Here is a 17,157-nt window from a genome sequence, read left to right on the forward strand (position 1 = left end):
ATCTCAAGAGCCCCGGGTGTCCGACATACAGAGCCCGGAATAGCCCGGATCGGGTAGCCGGGATTCACCCGCGAGACTCCGGAACGCCCCCCAGCTTCAGCACCCGTCGCACCAGATCGACCTGCCGTGAAATGCCCTGCTTGCGGAAAATCTGCTTCATGTGCCAGCGTACGGTCTGCTCCGTACGGCCCGTCGAAAGGGCGATATCGCGCACAGTATGGCCGGCGGCCAGCGCAACGGCCAATCGGCTCTCCGTCGGCGTGAGGCCCAGAACCACGGCCACGAGCGCAGGATCGACCGGGGCCGGGGTGGCGGGATCCAGGACCAGCACGAGCGCCGCGACCCTCCGAGCCTGGCAATATGGTTGTCGTTCGCCCACGGGACTGATGTGAAGGATCAGCGGCCCGCGGGAGGAGGAGCGCCCGAACATCATCGAACCGGCGGCGCCCGGGGTCCCGAACGGCGGAAGCGCACAGTCCAACAACCGCGACAACTCGGCGTTCTCTGTCCGCACCCGAATCCAGAGGAACCCGCGTTCGTCCTTGAGGCGATCGCCCTCCCGAAGCAGCTTCCGGGCGCGGTCGTTCGCCGCCACGATCCCGCCGTCCCGGTTCAGCTGAATGAGGCCGAAGCGGGTGCTCTCGAGCAGCTCACCGAGTGACGCACCCAGCGCTCCGGCTTCGGCAAGTGCCTGGCGCACGATCACGTACTGGCGCACATGCGGCAGAAGGCGTTTGATCAGCTCGACTTGATCGGCCCCCCAGCCCCCCCGCTCGGTGGAGTCGCACAGAACCCACAAGATGTCCGATTGCTCCGGACCGTCGAGGCGTACGTGGAGACCGTTCTGTCCCTCGACGTCGCGTAACGCCTCGTTGTAGGCGCGGGAGGTCTTCTTCTCGCGATCCGTGTACAGGTCGCCGGTCTCTACCAGTTGGCCGTGGGGTAGTTGAGGGATGCGGAGAATGCGTTCGTCCTCCGGAAAGTAGTCCTCGAAATACGAGAGCAGAAGATCCTCGCGGACTTGCCCGCGAAGACAAACCTGGGTGTGGAAGAGTTCCAGGTCGGCCCGAGTGTGCCCTGTAAAGAACGCCAGGCCACTGCCTCGCGTCCGGCTGACTTCACTGAGCAGGCAACCCGCCTCGGGCCAATCGGCATGGCCCAGGGCCGCCTCCTGCAGCGATGTTACGATACGCTCGAACGCATCCGGTGAACTCATCAAACCTCGGTTACCGGGAGGATTGGCGGCGCGATGAAATACGCCGAAGCCCTATGTACTACCCAGTCTGGGGGATCGAGTGCCGAGAGACGCCCCCCAAATTGGGTGAGGTTGATCCCGCATTCTTCCCGGGCGTTCAGATGCCGCCAAGGCGGATGTTGGGTCGCTCCAGCGGTTCGGCGGTGCCGATGCCTTCGCGGATCCGGTAGGCGCGGTCGAGGGCAATGTCCGTCAGTCGGTCGATGGTACCCGAACCCGGCCAGCGAATCTCGAGTGACTCGATTCGCGTCGCCCGGCCCAGCCCGATCTCCTGGCGGAGCGGGTTCGACCCGAAGCTCCCGCCCGTGCCCGCCGAGCGGTGGATCTGTCGCGGGCCGTCCGGTCCGTCGACCGTGACAGTGATGCGCGCCCCGATCCCCGGCCGGTTCGCCAGGTCACCCTCCAGCGTGAGCGCGATCCAGCGGTTGTCGAACCCCGGGTTCTCGTACAGGGCGTTCGGGGAGAGATCCCCCTCGTTGGCGCCGCCGAGTTCCATGTGGACATCCGTATCCCCGTCGTTGTCGATGTCCACGAAGGAGACGCCGTGCCCCTTGTGCAGGCTTCCGAACCCGCCGGCCCCGGTCACCTCCACGAACCCGTCGCCGAGGTTGCGGAACATCCGGTTCGGCATCAGCTGCCGGAAGTCGGGGTCGCCGGTACCGACGAGGAAGTCGAGCCGGCCGTCGCTGTCGAGATCGCCGTAGTTCGACCCCATCGCGTACATGATGCGGTCGAGCCCCTGCTCAGCCGTCACATCGGCGAAGGTGCCGTCTCCCAGGTTCCGGTACAGGCGCGGGAGTTCGGCCGAATGCGGTTCCCCCGTCATCTCCCGAACGAGGTCGGCCGTCTGGGCGAGGTAGCCCGCGACGTAGATGTCCAGGCGACCGTCGTTGTCGAAGTCCCAGAACCAGGTCGGGAAGCTCGCCAGCGGCTCTCCCACGCCGGCCTGTTCGGTCACGTCCTCGAACCTCCACTGTCCGGATGGGTCGGGGCCCAGATTGCGGTAGAGACGGTTGGGCGCATGGAGCACCGAGAGGTAGAGATCGGGACGCCCGTCGTCGTCGTAGTCCCCCCAGGTCACGCCCTTCACGAACGCGGTCACATCAAGACCGACCGCCGCCGCCACCTCTTCGAACGTGCCGTCGCCCCGGTTCCGGTAGAGTTCGCTGCGGTGCGTGAGACTGTCCCTCGACTCGTTTCCGATGAAGAGATCGAGCCAGCCATCGCCATCGAAGTCGACCCACGCTCCGGTCTGGGTCGGATGCTCGGAGTAGAGGCCGGCCTCCCGGGTCACGTCCGAGAAAAAGCCGTCGTCGTTCCGGAGGAGTGAGTTGGGATACGCCTGGACGAGCCACCCGCCGCGGAGGACGAATACATCGGCGTCCCCGTCGTTGTCGTAGTCGGTGTGGACGAGGTTGAGCCCGCCCAGCAGCCCTTCCAGCCCGGCCGCCACCGTGCGGTCGAGGAACCGGCCCGCGCCGTTGCTCTCGAAGTAGCGGAGCTGGTGCCGCAGGCCCCGCGAGGACGTCATGACATCGGGGAGGTCGTCGCCGTTGAGGTCGTCCACGATGGCGCCACCGGAGAGCGAGACGGCGTCCAGGCCCACCCGGGCGGCGACATCCTCGAAGCGGGGCAGCTCGCCCGATCCGCCAAGCGCGGCCTCCGAGAGCCGGTATTCGGGCGGTATGCCATCGGGCCACTCGCCCGCGATCATGGCTGCCAGGTTCAGGATCCAGCGGGCGCGGAGATCGTCGGGCCGCAGTTCCAGGAGCGAGAGGTGCCACCCCCTCGCGGCACCGAGTGCCGCGCGCGCCGAGTCGGAGACCAGGGCCGGGCCGGCCGGAGGCACTGCCGGCCAGCATGGGAACTGCTCCACCGCCCCGGTCACCGCCCCGGCGCGCGGCCGGGCGCGTGGGCAGGTGAGTTCTGCGCTCAGCCGCAGGAAGGCGATCCCGATCTGTTCCTCGACCGTGCGGCGGAAACCGCCGAACGGCTCGGCGGGCGACTGCTCCAGCGCCTGGTCGACGAAGATGAACTGCTCGAGGGCGGGCTGCGTGTGGCCCGCGTTGAGGAGTTCCAGCGCCGTGCGTTCGGCGCGCACGATCATCTCTGCGGGGTTCGTCGACGGCGGCAGGTTCGTGAGGTACCGGAGGCGCCCGGTGTTGAGTTGTTCGTCGAGGAGCGGGTCTGCGGAGTCGGCCAGCGCGACCAGGCGGGCGGCCATTTGGATGGTACCTCGCGACGGACTTCCGGAAGCCCCCCCTGTCTCACCGCAACCCGCCACGATCGACGCCGCCATGATCGACACCGCCAGCCGGACGCGGTTCACGACCCTTCCCCTCTTCTCAACGTCACCTCCATCGCTCCGCTCTCGATCGTGAACACCTCCTCCGTACCGTCCGCCCAGCGGACTGTTACCGCCCGGATCTCGGCCGCGCGCCCCAACACCTGCACCGGGCCGTTCAGCGACCAGTACCCGCTCCCCGCCTGGACCTCGCGCGCGGGCCCCCGGCTCCCGTCGGCGTAGCTCGCACGCACGCGCGCCCCGATCCCGCCGGGGCGCCCGGGGGCCGCCGACAGCCGGACGCGCAGCCCCGGTGCCCCTCCCTGCCCCCGGAAGATGAGCGTCTCGGCGCCATTCTGCCCAACCGCCAGATCCCAGCGTCCATCCGCGTCGAAGTCCGCCACCGCTGCACCGCGGGCGTCCCCGTACACCGCAACGCCGCTCTCGCGGGAGTCGATCGCCCGGAAGCCACCGGCTCCGTCGCCGAGCAGGATCGCGCCGCGTCCCGCGTCGTGACGGGCGAGGCCCTGGGGAGTCGCGAGATAGTTCTGCGCCAGGAACAGGTCCTCGTGGCCGTCCCGGTCGAAGTCCGCGACCGCTGCACCGAAGGCGGGCGCCAGCTGTGCGCTCGCCGGCAGGGGGCGCGCCTCGAACGAGCGTCCCGTGTTGATGAACACTGTGTTCCGCAGGGTCGCGGCGCTCGCCCGATACAGCCCGGAGCGGCCCGGCCCGACCAGCTCTTCGACGGTGGCCCGCGCGAAGGTTTCGAACGTTGGGGCCGCCCTCCGCAGGAAGGGGAGCGTGCGGCTGAGCGTCAGGTAATCGCGGACGGGGCGCCGGTTTCCGTCCACTCCGGTCTCGAACTCGATAAGGTCGACAAGTCCGTTGCCATCGAAGTCCGACGCGACCACGCCGATCGGGCGCTCCGGGGTCGCAAACAGCCCGGTGTTGTCCCCCCAGGCCGTCACCACCAGATCTGAGCGGCCATCCCCATTGAAATCGCCCGACACGATGCCGTTCCAGCGGCCGGTGTGCGCTCCGAGACCCCAGTCGTCGGTCGCATCGGTGAAGCGCCCCTCGTCATTCAGCAGGAGCCGCACGGGTCCCCACTCCAGCGCGAGAGCGAGGTCGGCGTCTCCGTCTCCGTCCACATCGGAGAAGACGGCCCCCGAGACAAGCCCGATCTGTCGCAGGATCCCGGTCGCTTCCGTGTCGACGACCCACCCGTCTCCGTCGGCGAGCAGGAGCCTCGAGTCGGCCGGACGGGGATAGGCTCCGGGGGTCGCGCGGGCGCCGACGAAGAGGTCGAGGCCGCCGTCTCCGTCGACATCGGCGGCCGCAATGGGCCCTGTCGCATGGGGGCTCGGCGGGAGGGCCGGTTGGGGCCCGGCATCGAGGCGGGCGAGGGGCGGGATCACATCCAGGTCGGCCGGCGACCGGGCTTCCCAACTGCTGACGCCCGCGATGATGACCGGGCGACCCGCCGTGGGGAGCGCGAGGATGGACGTATGGTCGCCGACGGCGGTTGCGCCGATGGGCACGGGGTCCGCGAGCCGCCCGGCTTCGTTGACCGCGAGCTGCGCGCGGCCTCCAGCCCCCGCGCCAGTGAGCAAGTCGGGGTCGCCGTCCGCATCGACGTCCGCCCACGCCACGCCGGGGCCGCCCCGCGACAGCTCGAGCGGCACGAGCGGCTGCCGGGCCAGCTCATCGAACGCCGATTCGTCGTGCCGGCCGATCGGCTCCGCCCCCGCGAACAGCGCCGCGCCGGCTCCCGGGCCCGCAGGCTCGCTCCGCCCGGCCACGTGGCCAGGCGCGAGCCCCCCGGCCCCCGGAGGCGCGACCTCGTAGGCCCGATTCGCAGACACCAGGAACGTCCGGCGCACGCCCGAGGGCCATGTGACCGTCGCCTCCGCCTCCGTCCCGTCTCCCATGGCGAACGTGAGCCCGGGATCGGAACCCGCCAGGTACAGACCTCCCGATGTCACCTGGCGCGTCTGCCTCGGGGCCGCGCCGCCGGCCAGCACCACCCGGGCCCCGATCGCCTGGGTGTTACTCCCTTCCCCCAGCACGCGCACGGAGACCCGCGACCCCCCGGCGTCGTTCCTCAGCAGCAGCGGCGGCTCGTTCAGCCGCGTGATAATGACATCCCGGTCCCCGTCCCGGTCGAAGTCCGCCGCAGCGATCGCGTGGCTCACGTCGGGCTCCGCCCCGTAACCCCAGTTCCGGCTCACCTCGACGAACGTCCCATCGCCCCGGTTCCGGAAGGCGAGGTTCCGCACCCGCAACGGCGGAAACACGCCGAGTTCGTCGCGCCAGTCCATTTCGATACGGCCGGTCCGCAGCGCCTCCTGCGTGTCCCCGTCGAGCGGATCCCATCCGTGCCCGTTCGTGACGAGCAGGTCCTGGTATCCGTCGAGGTCGACATCCAGGAACATCGCCCCCCACGTCCATTCCGAGGCGTCGATCCCCGCGGCCCGCGCCGTCTCGGCCCAGGTGCCATCGCCACGGTTCAGCTGGAGCGTGTTGCGGTCCGCCGAAGCCCGTGTCGCGTGGCCCCCGGGAAGAGTGTATCCCGCCGCTCCGAGCGCGACCTGTTCCCGTCTCCGCACGGGGTCCGGGGACAGCATCTCCATCGTCACGAAATCGGTGTCGCCGTCTCCGTCGATGTCCGAGAAGTCGACTCCCATGGAAGAAGCGCTCTCCGTCCGGAAGGAGAGACCAGACGCGGCCAGGAACGTCCCGCCCTCGTTGAGCCAGAACCCGTCCCGGCTTCCGAGGTCGTTCGCGACGAACAGATCCGCGTCCCCGTCATCGTCCGCATCGAAGAACCGCGCGGCCAGCCCCCAATCCCGGGGCACCTCGGAGATCGGCCCGCCCTCCGGGGTGCGGAACACGCCACCGGCGAGGTCGACGGGGTCGAAGCGACCCGATCCGCCATTCAGATACAGTTCGTCGGGGTCGGCGAGTTCGAACCGCAGCACGCGTTCTCCCTCGAGCTCCATTCGGTAGTGCTCATCGAGCGGTGACGCGATGACCAGTTCGTCGCCGACTCGCTCCACGTTGCCGCGCAGGCTGCGGTCGGCCGGGCTGAACAGATCATCTCCCTGAACCGTCTTGTAGTTGGCGAAGTAGGCGTCAAGATCACCGTCGCCCTCGAGATCGGCCAGCGCCAGAGTGCTGCTTCCCCAGGCGCCCTCGAACCCCGCGTCCCGCTCCTCGAACACGCCGTGCCCGTCATTCAGAAGGAGCGCGTTCGTTCCTCCGTGCACGGCCACGAACAGGTCCAGATCGCGATCTCCGTCCGCGTCGGCGAGGACGGCTCCCCGCGACACACGGTCCCCCAGGCCGGCCCCGGAGCCCTCCGTCACGTCCTCGAACCGCCACCCTCCCAGGTTCCGGTACAGGACGTTCGGACGGTCGAGCATGCAGAGATAGAGGTCGACCCAGCCGTCGCCGTCCACATCTCCAACCGCTACGCCCGCCCCGTGGATGAGGGTCCGGTTGCGGAGCTGCGCTTCCCTGGAGACGAACGGAGTCGCCTCGATGCCGGTCCTGCCCGGCGCCAGGGGTGTGAAGCCGCCCGAGGGTTCTCCCTGGAAGGAGAGCACCCGCTCCCGATAGCCGTCCGCCTCGACCCACTCGATGGAGACGGGAGGCGGAGACGCGTCGCAGGCAACCGAGAGCCCGCCCGCGACGGCCGCCGCCAGAGCGGCCGCCAGGAGGGTGCGCGCGACGGCTATGCCCCCTGAGCGCGCCCCGTCAGGCGAGCGCCTCCCCGGAGCCCCCCCCGCTCTCGACGCTGCGCGGGGTTCTGCCACGGGCTGTCAGTCGGTGTCCCCGCGGAAGACGGACCGCATCCCCTCGACCGCTTCGCAGGCCGCCTCCGCCGCACGCGAGAACACCTCGGCGAGTTCCCGCTTGCCCGTGCCGACCAGCGGGACGTCGAAGCTGAAATGCACGGCGACGCCGGCGGGCCGCACACTCTCGCGCGGATCGCTCCACCCTCCATCGGGATCCAGGGCACCCTCGATGTGGACTTCGACCGTGTCGGAGACAGCGCCCACATCCTGCGCGACCTTCGAGAGCCGCGACGCGAGCGCATCGTTCCGGGAGGGGTTCGACTCCCGCTCGTCCAGCCACAGGGCGGGAGGCGCCACGTCGATGTGGACGAACCCGAGCATCACCTCGGAATCGAGTTCGAGCTTGGCCCGGCCGGGCACGTCGCCCTCGGGCTGTGCAAGATACGTCGCGAGGCCCTCGGTCCCGATGTGGGCCAGGCCGAGGGCCAGCTCGTCGATGACCAGCTCCACCATGGCGGAGGGCGCATGGAGCGTATCGAGCGCACCGGACTCGAGGATGTCGAGTTCCGACTGGTCATACGCGACGACCCGGAAGAACCAGGACAGCGGTTCCTGGCGCCCCTCGAACAGGTCGCGCACACCCATGCCCCTGTCGCGGAGCGCGCTCAGCAGGAGCGCACCCAGCTGATGTCGCGTGAGTTCGGCCACGGCCCGCGAAACGACGCTCTCGGTCAGGCCCTAGGGCGTGATCATGATGTGCGAGTTCGCCATCCCACTCGCCATCAGCCACGCGCCGTTCGTGCGCTCAGTGGGTAGACCCAGGTCCTCGGCCTTCGCGAACGGGGTGTAGATGACCGAGAAATGGGCCTGCACGGCCTCCATGTCTCCGGACCAGCCCTCAGCCGCGAAGATGGAGTGCAGGAAGGCGTAACTGGGCATCTCGAGCGTGCCCGCCTCGATCTCGGCGATCCGCGTCTGGACGCTCTCCCCGCCCGTGGCCCCACCTGCCGCCAACTCGCGTCCGCGCGCCATGTAGGGCTCGAGCGACTTGTGGTAGCAGGAGGAATGGAAGCGGTCGTCGCTCGCGTCGTCCGCGATGCAGATGAACATCCCCGTGCCTTCGCGGAGCGTCACCCATTCGGAGCCTTGTTTCCGGATCACCTTGGCGCCGGCCTGCTCGCCCGCGGACGGGAGGGGCGCGACGGCGAGGGCGATGGCGTCCTGCGCGGCGAGCTCCGCGGGCGCGGCGATCAGCAGCGCGGGGATCAGCGCGGTAAGGGCGGTGAGCGAACGGCGAAACATTAGGTCCTCCTTGGTAGGGACATGCGGTGCCCTGCCGCAGCGCTTCGCGCGCGGGGGCGGGCCGCATGAATAGGCCACGGCAGCCGCCCCGGCGCAATCTGAGCGCCCGAGCGCGGCGAACCGGGGGCGGCGCGTTGCGCACGGCGGTCGCGCTCTCAAGATTCGCGCCCGGATCGGAACACAAGCACACCACATCTACCGGAGCGGCCGTTGAGCGTTCGAATCTGTGTCCCGCGCGAGACTGCCGACGGGGAGGCGCGGGTCGCCCTCACGCCGGACGGAGTGAAGCGTCTCACCTCCGATCACATCGTAGTCGCCGTGGAGGCAGGGGCCGGTGCATCGGCCGGTTTCCCCGATGCGGCGTACGGGGAGGTCGGTGCGGAGATCGTTCCGGACGCGGACCAGCTTCTGGGCGAAGCGGACGTCGTCTTCAAGGTGGGTCCCCCGACGGAGGCCGAAGTGGATCGGCTCAGGGAAGGGTCGGTCCTGGCCTGCCTGCTGCGACCTCACGAGAACGCGGCGCTGATCGAGCGGCTGGCGGCGCGCCGGGTCACGACCCTGGCGCTGGAACTCGTCCCCCGGATCACGCGCGCGCAGTCGATGGATGCGCTGTCGTCGCAGAGCAATCTCGCAGGGTACAAGGCCGTCCTCCTCGGCGCGAATTCGCTGGGACGGATCTTCCCCCTGCTGATGACGGCGGCAGGCACCCTTTCTCCGGCGCGGGTGCTCGTACTCGGGGCAGGGGTCGCGGGTCTGCAGGCGATCGCGACCGCGCGGCGCCTGGGCGCGGACACCTGGGGCTACGACATCCGCGCCGCCGTACAGGAAGAGGTCGAGAGCCTCGGTGCCAAGTTCGTGGATCTCGACGAGGGAGCGGGGGACGACGCGGAGACCGAAGGCGGCTACGCGAAGGAACTCGAGGAGGCGGAGCAGGCGAGGCAGCGGGAGTTGCTGGCCCAACACATCGCGAGGGCGGACGTCGTCATCACCACCGCTCTTGTGCCGGGGCGTCCGGCGCCGGTGCTGATCACCGATGATGTGGTCGACCGGATGAAGCCGGGTTCCGTAATTGTCGATCTGGCGGGCGAAGCGGGGGGCAACTGCTCGCTCTCGACACCCGGAGAGACCGTGGTGGAGCGCGGGGTGACGATCCACGCCCCGCTGAACGTGCCCGCGTCGCTCCCGTACCACGCGAGCCAGCTCCTGGGCCGCAACCTCTCCGCGCTCGTGAAGCCGATGATCGGCGAGGACGGCGTGACCGTGGATCTGGAAGACGATGTGATCGGACCCTGCTGCGTCGCGCACGCGGGAGAGGTCCGGTTCAGCGCATGAGATTCGAGTTCGGGGTCACCGACCCCGTGCGCACCGCCCCGCCGCGTTCGAGCGGGGGTACATCACACACGAGGCCTGGCGGATGACCGGAGCGCTCCTGATTGGACTCTATGTGTTCGTGCTCGCGATGTTCATCGGGTTCGAACTCATCACCAAGGTTCCCCCCACGCTGCACACGCCGCTCATGTCCGGCTCCAACGCGATCTCCGGGATCTCGATCGTGGGCGCGCTGCTCGTGATCGGTCGCGGCGGAGACTCGCCCCTGATGCGCTGGATCGGGCTGGCGGCGCTGATTCTAGCCACGATCAACGTGGTCGGGGGCTTTCTCGTCACGGACCGCATGCTCCAGATGTTCAAGAGCAAGGACGCGAGCTGAGCCATGGGCGCGACAGGACTGACGACGATGATTCCGCTCGCCTATCTGGCGTCCGCCGTCCTCTTCATCCTCGGCATCAAGCGGCTCAGCCACCCGAATACGGCGGCGGGCGGCAACCGGCTCGCCGGCATCGGGATGCTGCTCGCCGTGATCGCCACGCTCCTCGACGGCGAGATTCTCGACTACACCTGGATCATCGTGGGCCTCGCCGTGGGCGGCCTCATCGGCCTTTTCATGGCCCGGACCGTGAAGATGACCTCGATGCCGGAGATGGTGGCCGTGTTCAACGGGTTCGGGGGCGCCGCGTCGGGGCTGGTCGCGGTGGGAGAGTACCTGAGGGTCCTCAACGGGGCGGAGACGCTCGCGCTGGATTCGGGCGTCTCGATCATGGCCGGGACGCTGATCGGCGCTGTCACCTTCTCGGGAAGCATGATCGCGTTCGGAAAGCTGAAGGGGTTCGTGACCGGCAACGCGATATCCAACCCGCTCGTACGATTCTCGGCCGGCTTCCTCCTTGCGATCTCCCTCGTGACCGCCGTCTATCTGGTCGGATTCGAATCGAGCCTCGCCTTCTACTGGGCTCTGATCGCGGCCGCACTCATCCTCGGCGTGCTGTTCGTGATCCCGATCGGGGGCGCGGACATGCCGGTGGTGGTCGCGCTCCTCAACTCGTATTCGGGGCTCGCGGCGGCGGCGGCCGGGTTCGTGCTCGAGAACAACGCGCTCATCATTTCCGGCGCGCTCGTCGGGGCCTCGGGGCTCATCCTTACCGGCATCATGTGCCGCGCCATGAACCGCTCGCTGACCAACGTGCTGTTCAGCGCCTTCGGTACCGGCACGGCGACCGCAGGGAAGGCCGCGGACGGCGACCGGGTCGCGACCCCGATCGAGGCCGAGGACTCGGCCATGGTCCTGGGGTACGCCTCCCGGGTCATCTTCGTGCCGGGCTACGGACTCGCCGTGGCCCAGGCGCAGCATCGGATCCGCGAGCTGGCGGACATGCTGACCGAACGCGGCGTCTCGGTCCGCTACTGCGTCCACCCGGTCGCGGGGCGCATGCCGGGTCACATGAACGTGCTGTTGGCCGAGGCCAACGTCCCCTACGAGCAACTGTGCGAGCCCGAGGACGTGAACTCCGACATGGAGAACATCGACGTCGCCGTGGTCGTGGGCGCGAACGATGTGGTGAACCCGCTCGCGCGGGACGACCCCTCGAGCCCGATCGCCGGCATGCCGATCATCGAGACGGACCGGGCGAAGACGTGCATCGTCATCAAGCGCTCCCTGTCCGTGGGTTACGCCGGCATCGACAACCCGCTCTTCTACCTGCGGAACAACCGCATGTTCTTCGGGGACGCGGCGGACGCGCTCGCCCGAATTGCGGCGGAAGTGAAGCAGCTGTGACCCGATCGCGGTGACGGTCGACCGGCGCGGGTTCGTGATCCGGACGGGAGCCGGGGCCGCCGGCCTCACCATAGGTCTCTCGGGGTGCGAGCCCGGGTCAGGCGGAAGCGCCCGGAGCCCGGTGCAGGACAACTGGCCTACCGACCCGGACGCGCTCGCTGCCGCCTACCGCGACAACATCTACACCCGGCTCCTCGGCATCCGCCCCCACCTCCCGGCGCACGAACACGTATCCCGTCTGGGCGGCGGCCGCATGGACCCCGAAGTCATCGCGGCGATGGCCGAAGCCAACGCCTTCTTCGTCGACATGCATGAGCTCATGGCCGCGGCCGGAGCGCGGATCGCCGAGCTTGTGGGGGCCGAGGCGGCGCTCGTCACCAGCGGCGGGTTCTCGGCCATGGTGCTGGGGGCGGCCGGCTGCCTTACGGGCACCGACTCCGAGCGGGTCCACGCCCTTCCCCTCCCCACCTGGCCGCGTCGCGAGTGTCTCATCCAGACGCCCCATCGGTTCGGATATGACCGCGCCTACCGCGACGCGGGGATGACGATCGTCGAGGCCGGGACCCGCGAGGAGTTCCGGGCGCAGCTCTCGGAGCGCACCGCGATGATCGCCGCCCTCGCGACGGCCGAGCGGCAGACCATGTTCGCGCCGCCCGCTCCTGTCGACTGGGCCCCGGCCCCGGGGCCCGAAGTGATGGCCGTGCGCGAGCAGATCGAGATCGGACGGGAGGCGGGCGTGCCGGTGTTGGTGGACATGGCGTCAGATCTTCCCACCGGTGTCGACCTGCGCGAGTTCGTCGATGCCGGGGCCGATCTCATCGTGATCAGCGGCGGCAAGGGGATCGGCGGGCCGCAGTCGTCGGGTATCCTCGCCGGCCGCGCCGACCTCATCGAGGCGGCCCGCCTCAACGCCTCGCCCAACGACGCCATCGGCCGGGGCATGAAGGTCGGCAAGGAGGAGATCGTCGGTCTCGTGGTCGCGCTCGAGCGCTACGTGGCGCGCGATGTCGAGTCGTGGGTCGCGGGCTGGTCCGAGATGGCCCGCCACATCGCTTCCCAGCTGGCCGATGTCCCCGGGCTCACGGCCGAAGTCGTGACGAACACGGCGGGCTACGAGGACGTGGAGCTGACCTGGGATCCCGAGATCATCCCCCTTACAACCGACGAGGCCAAGGCCGGGCTCATGGCCGGGGAACCCCGCCTCGCCTACCTGATGACCGTCCGCACGCGCCTTCTGCGCGAGGGTGAGGACGCACTCGTCGTCCGCAGTTTGCGAGACCTCTTCGCGAGAGCCGCGGCTACCAGCTAGCAGTCCCCCTTTCGCGCACCGCGCGGACGTCCCGTCGCAACCTGCGATCCAACCCCGTGTTCGTCCGCCTCGCGGAACCAATTCCGCGAACGTCCAGTATCTCCTGATGAGACGTCTCACCAGCGACACAACGACAGCGGGAAAGACCCCAAGTCATGATCCACAACGAAATCATGATTCCAGGACACCGGAGAATTCCAATGAAAGCCGGGGTCGAGAATGCAATTCGCCTCCAGAAGGTTTATAGATCACGAGCAGGCAACACACCTTTCTTCTTCAACGCGGCCGTGGGAAAAGTACCGTCTTCAACGACTTGCGCTGCCGCCGCTCCTGATCGCGGCAGCGATCATTGTCGGCCCGCCCCTGCAGGCCCAGACGTCACCCGCAACCACTGAGGAAACCGCACTACAGGGGACTTCCGCGCGGGTGGCTGCCGATCAGGTCACGGAGCCGGCGTTCCACCCGACCGCACGAATCCATCGAAGTGCAGACCCGCGGATCACCATCCAGGCCGTCCGGGACACGATCTTCGCGGGCCTGGAACAGTTCTCCCTGCTGCTGGAACGCGAGACACCGGGGAACCGCCTGACGGTGACGGTGAAGCTGGAGCAGGAGGAGGAATGGCTCGCCGACAGGTCGCGCGAAGTCACCTTCAGCGCTGGCGACAGCATCGCGTTCCTCGATATCCCCGCCGGTGACTTCAACGAGCGCGTCACCCGGAGCGGCGATCTCAAGGTGACGGTGGATGACGTGAGCGGCTACGACACGTCGGACGCCGAGGCGACGCTATTTGTCGTCTCGTCGGAGGGCCCGGTGGTCACGTACTCCCTCTCGCAACCCTCGTACACGTTTGCGGAAGACGTGGGACGCGCGCGCGCGCAGCTGGTCGCGCGAATGGCGTCCGGCATGCCCCGCGGGGTGACGGTCGGCGCCTCTATCGGCACCAGAGGAAACGATGTTTCCGGCAGCGGGTTCACCGCGACTCCGGGCGAGGACTATGAGCAGGCTGGGGGGACGGTACTCATGGTGGCGGAGAAGTACGGACTCGAAGACGGTCGGTGGGTGGGCCGCACCAGCGTGATCGTCCCGCTCCTGGACGACGATGTCCGGGAAGGCACCGAGGCCTTCGAGTTGAACCTGCGGCGGCCTGCCACCCAATCCGACAAGGCCCGGCTCCTGAACTCCGACGGCAGCACGTGCGGGGACCGCTGCCGACACCTCATTCACATCAGCGACGACGAGGACAGCCCCGCGCTGGATCTGTCGGTGAGTCCGAATGAGATCATGGAACAGGGCGAGACGTCTGCTACCGCGACTGTGTCGATCACCGGCAGCAAGTCCTTCGCGGCCGACCAGTCGCTGACCCTGGCGCTCACCGGCAGCGCGACCGAGGGGGCCGACTACGTGGTGTCGCCCGCCGATGCCGACGAAGAGACCGCGGACTACCAGATGATCCTGCCGGTGGACTCGACCTCGGTCGAGGTGACGTTCAAGGCGATGCGCGACGAAGTCGACGATCCGGGCGAGAAGATCGAGGTATCCGTCAAGGTCGACGGGAACCCGAGGGGCGACAAGCGCGACATCCGGATTGTGAATCAGCGGATGGATCTGCCGAAAATCACTCTCGTGGCGGACCGTGACACGGTCCTGGCGGGCCTGGAGGATCTGGAGCTGACGGTCACGCTCGCGGAGCCGTCGGACGAGCATCTGACGCTGACGGTGCGGCTGACGCAGGAGCAGAACTGGCTGCGCAGCACGTCTGTCCAGCTGAACTTCCCGGCAGGCAGCGCGATCCACGAGTTGGGGCTTGGCGAAAGCGTATTCTCCTCGGCAGTGACCCAGAGCGGCACTCTCACGGCGACGGTAGACTCGCTCGAGGGCTACGACACGGGGGAGGCGTCGGTGACCGTTTACGTCGTGTCACGGCCGGGGCCGGCGATGAAAGTCTTCTTCAGCGAGGAGGTGTACCAATTCGCGGAAGACGGGGAGGATCCGTTCGCACTCATGGTCGTCGAAACAGCCCCGGGTATGCCGCGCGCCGCGACCGTCACGTTCGCGGTGAGCGCCAGGGCCGGGACCGCGAAGTCGCCCGGGGACTACGGGGCCTTGAGCGCCGTGATCACCGTCCCGGCGGAGGACTTCACGTCAGAGGGCGGCCTGTGGCGGACCCGGCATCGCGTGCCGTTGACGTTGCTCGACGACGAGGTCCGTGAAGGAACCGAGAGTTTCAGGCTGCTCCTCGAGCGTACACCGAGCCACCCGCGCGAGCTGCAGCTCTCGAACGTCCTCGGCAACTCATGCGAGGGCGAGTGTGCGGTTGGGGTGAGAATCAATGATGACGAAGACATCCCCGAGTGGGAGTTGTCGTCGAGCGCGGAGGAGATCCGGGAAGAGGGCGAGACGTCATCCACCGCGACCGTCTCCATCACCAACGGCAAGACCTTCGCGGACGATCAGGTGGTGACGTTCGAGCTCGGCGGCGACGCCATCCCGGAGCACGACTACCGCGTCGCACCGGCCGACGCCGCCCAGGCAGTCGAGGGTCATCAGGTGACACTGTCGGCCGGTTCCAGCTCTGTCGAAGCGACCTTCACGGCGGTCGATGACGAACGCGAGGAAGGGGACGAGAAGATCAAGCTCCGCGCGATCCACGACGATAACGCGATCGGCCGCGGGACCATCCGCATCATCGACCGGTTCCCGGGTCCGAGGGTGGAGATCACTTTCGAGGAGGTCCAGCCGCCCCGTGACGAGTATGACGACGGGATCGCGACGGGTCCCTTTTCCACGCGGATCACCTTCAGCGAGCAGGTCGAAGGCTTCACGCAGGAGGACATCGACTGGCAGACCCATTCGGGTACGACCGTGGACACCACGAATATCGGAGTCCTCCTCTGGGACTACACAGAGGTCCGCGCGGGTCTGGAATACACGGTCAGGATGATGCCGGACCAGGACGGTCGCTTGCACATAGTCGTCTTCCCGGACTCGGCCAGGTCCGTGGCTACGGGCGACGGGAACCAGTTGGGGCACGGCAGCCTGCAGGTCGAGTTGCCGCCGGACCGCATGTTGGTGGAGCCGAGGACGCTGACCGTGGATGAAGGGGATGCGGACGGCGCCCATTTCGTGGTCTTGCTGACCAGCGAGCCGACGGGCCCGGTGACCGTGATGGTCACGGGAGCGGAGGGCACCGACCTCACGGTCGATCGGCCGACGCTGACGTTCAGTCTACCGTACTGGAACGGCGGGTGGGGCGTGAAGGTGTCGGCGCTGGATGATGCGGACGCGGCGGGCGAGCAGGTGAGACTCCGGGTGAAGGCGTCCGGCGGCGGATACGACGGGCGAAGCGTAGACCTCGTCGTCAACGTCAGGGACGACGACGGGGCCTCGGCGGACCAACCTCGAGGCGTGGGCCCGTTGCAGACCGGGTCGGAGGAGGCGCTGAAGCTGCTCGGCAATGTAACACCGGACGCGGCGGCGGCGGCGCTGCTCGGAGAGGGAGGTCTCAGCGAAGCGCAACTGAACGCACTGGACCGTCTGGGCAACCGCAACGGACGCTATGACCTCGGTGACATGCTCTCCTGGGCCGTCCGCTGCCGGCGAGCCGAGCGGTCCAACCGTCCGAGGAGACGGCGGTCTCGCTGCCATCCCCGTGGCCATCGACCGGACGGGCGTGGCCAAAGGCGCAGAAGCCGGACTCGGACCGCGCTCGCGTTCCTCGCGGCCGTCACCCTCGCGTGGGGCTGCGACCACGGGCGCGGCCTCGTTGAGCCTTCCGTGGCGGAGCCGGAGCCCGGTTTCCTCGCGGTCGAGTTGACGGCGCCAACCGGTGAGCGCCTCAGCGGCGCACGGCTAGCCATCGAAGGCCCGGACATCGGGGCGCTCCACGCGCCAGGGTCGGAGGTGTTCGAGTCCGACGATGGAACCCGGAAGGAGGTCATCGTGGCGGGCGCGCTCTCCGCGGGGCGCATCCTGGAGTTCCGCGTCCCCGATCGGCGACTCGACTCACACTATCGGGTCCGCCTGATCGAGGTCACGGGAGAAGACTACCAACCGAGAGACGCGTCGGCCTACTCGACGCGGATCTCACGCTAG

General features: G+C 68.5%; 10 protein-coding genes. 5 read left to right on the forward strand and 5 right to left on the reverse strand.

Features of this window, described 5'->3' with window-relative positions; translation table 11 throughout:
* Positions 1-64: 64 nt before the first annotated feature.
* The 5 genes from ACN9M6_RS02160 to ACN9M6_RS02180 form a co-directional block, all read right to left on the reverse strand.
* Positions 65-1,216: a helix-turn-helix transcriptional regulator gene (locus tag ACN9M6_RS02160; protein WP_419161268.1), complete on the reverse strand. Its 1,152-nt coding sequence runs from the start codon at positions 1,214-1,216 to the stop codon at positions 65-67.
* 136 nt (positions 1,217-1,352) lie between these two features.
* Entirely contained in the window at positions 1,353-3,584 is a 2,232-nt protein-coding gene (locus tag ACN9M6_RS02165) for a CRTAC1 family protein (RefSeq protein WP_419161269.1), read from the reverse strand.
* Positions 3,581-7,357, reverse strand: coding sequence for an FG-GAP-like repeat-containing protein (locus ACN9M6_RS02170; protein ID WP_419161270.1), 3,777 nt, complete (start codon positions 7,355-7,357; stop codon positions 3,581-3,583). Before ACN9M6_RS02170 ends, ACN9M6_RS02165 begins: the two co-directional genes overlap by 4 nt.
* 6 nt (positions 7,358-7,363) lie before the next feature.
* Complete coding sequence (locus ACN9M6_RS02175; RefSeq protein ID WP_419161271.1) at positions 7,364-8,047, reverse strand: hypothetical protein; 684 nt, start codon at positions 8,045-8,047, stop codon at positions 7,364-7,366.
* A 30-nt stretch (positions 8,048-8,077) separates the two neighbouring features.
* The gene (locus ACN9M6_RS02180; RefSeq protein WP_419161272.1) at positions 8,078-8,641 is read right to left on the reverse strand and encodes a hypothetical protein; all 564 of its coding nucleotides are present in this window, start codon (positions 8,639-8,641) and stop codon (positions 8,078-8,080) included.
* Positions 8,642-8,851: 210 nt separating this feature from the next.
* On the opposite strand from ACN9M6_RS02180, the gene ACN9M6_RS02185 reads away from it, so the two are divergent.
* The 5 genes from ACN9M6_RS02185 to ACN9M6_RS02205 all read left to right on the forward strand — a co-directional run bounded on the left by ACN9M6_RS02185 (position 8,852) and on the right by ACN9M6_RS02205 (position 17,157).
* Complete coding sequence (locus ACN9M6_RS02185; protein ID WP_419161273.1) at positions 8,852-9,973, forward strand: Re/Si-specific NAD(P)(+) transhydrogenase subunit alpha; 1,122 nt, start codon at positions 8,852-8,854, stop codon at positions 9,971-9,973.
* Between the two features lie 82 nt (positions 9,974-10,055).
* Entirely contained in the window at positions 10,056-10,349 is a 294-nt protein-coding gene (locus ACN9M6_RS02190) for an NAD(P) transhydrogenase subunit alpha (protein WP_419161274.1), read from the forward strand.
* A gap of 3 nt (positions 10,350-10,352) precedes the next feature.
* Complete coding sequence (locus ACN9M6_RS02195) at positions 10,353-11,753, forward strand: NAD(P)(+) transhydrogenase (Re/Si-specific) subunit beta (protein WP_419161275.1); 1,401 nt, start codon at positions 10,353-10,355, stop codon at positions 11,751-11,753.
* A gap of 10 nt (positions 11,754-11,763) precedes the next feature.
* A complete protein-coding gene (locus ACN9M6_RS02200; protein ID WP_419161276.1) occupies positions 11,764-13,062 on the forward strand; it encodes a hypothetical protein in 1,299 nt (432 codons plus the stop codon).
* A 426-nt stretch (positions 13,063-13,488) separates the two neighbouring features.
* On the forward strand, positions 13,489-17,157 hold the full coding sequence (locus tag ACN9M6_RS02205; RefSeq protein WP_419161277.1) for a Calx-beta domain-containing protein: 3,669 nt from the start codon (positions 13,489-13,491) through the stop codon (positions 17,155-17,157).

The organism is Candidatus Palauibacter sp. (assembly GCF_965197445.1).
Taxonomy (GTDB): Bacteria; Gemmatimonadota; Gemmatimonadetes; order Palauibacterales; family Palauibacteraceae; genus Palauibacter.

Excerpts from the sequence above, each read along its gene's own strand:
- ACN9M6_RS02195 (WP_419161275.1), top strand. The coding sequence starts at position 10,353 with ATGGGCGCGACAGGACTGACGACGATGATTCCGCTCGCCTATCTGGCG.
- ACN9M6_RS02180 (WP_419161272.1), bottom strand. The coding sequence starts at position 8,641 with ATGTTTCGCCGTTCGCTCACCGCCCTTACCGCGCTGATCCCCGCGCTG.
- ACN9M6_RS02160 (WP_419161268.1), bottom strand. The coding sequence starts at position 1,216 with ATGAGTTCACCGGATGCGTTCGAGCGTATCGTAACATCGCTGCAGGAG.
- ACN9M6_RS02190 (WP_419161274.1), top strand. The coding sequence starts at position 10,056 with ATGACCGGAGCGCTCCTGATTGGACTCTATGTGTTCGTGCTCGCGATG.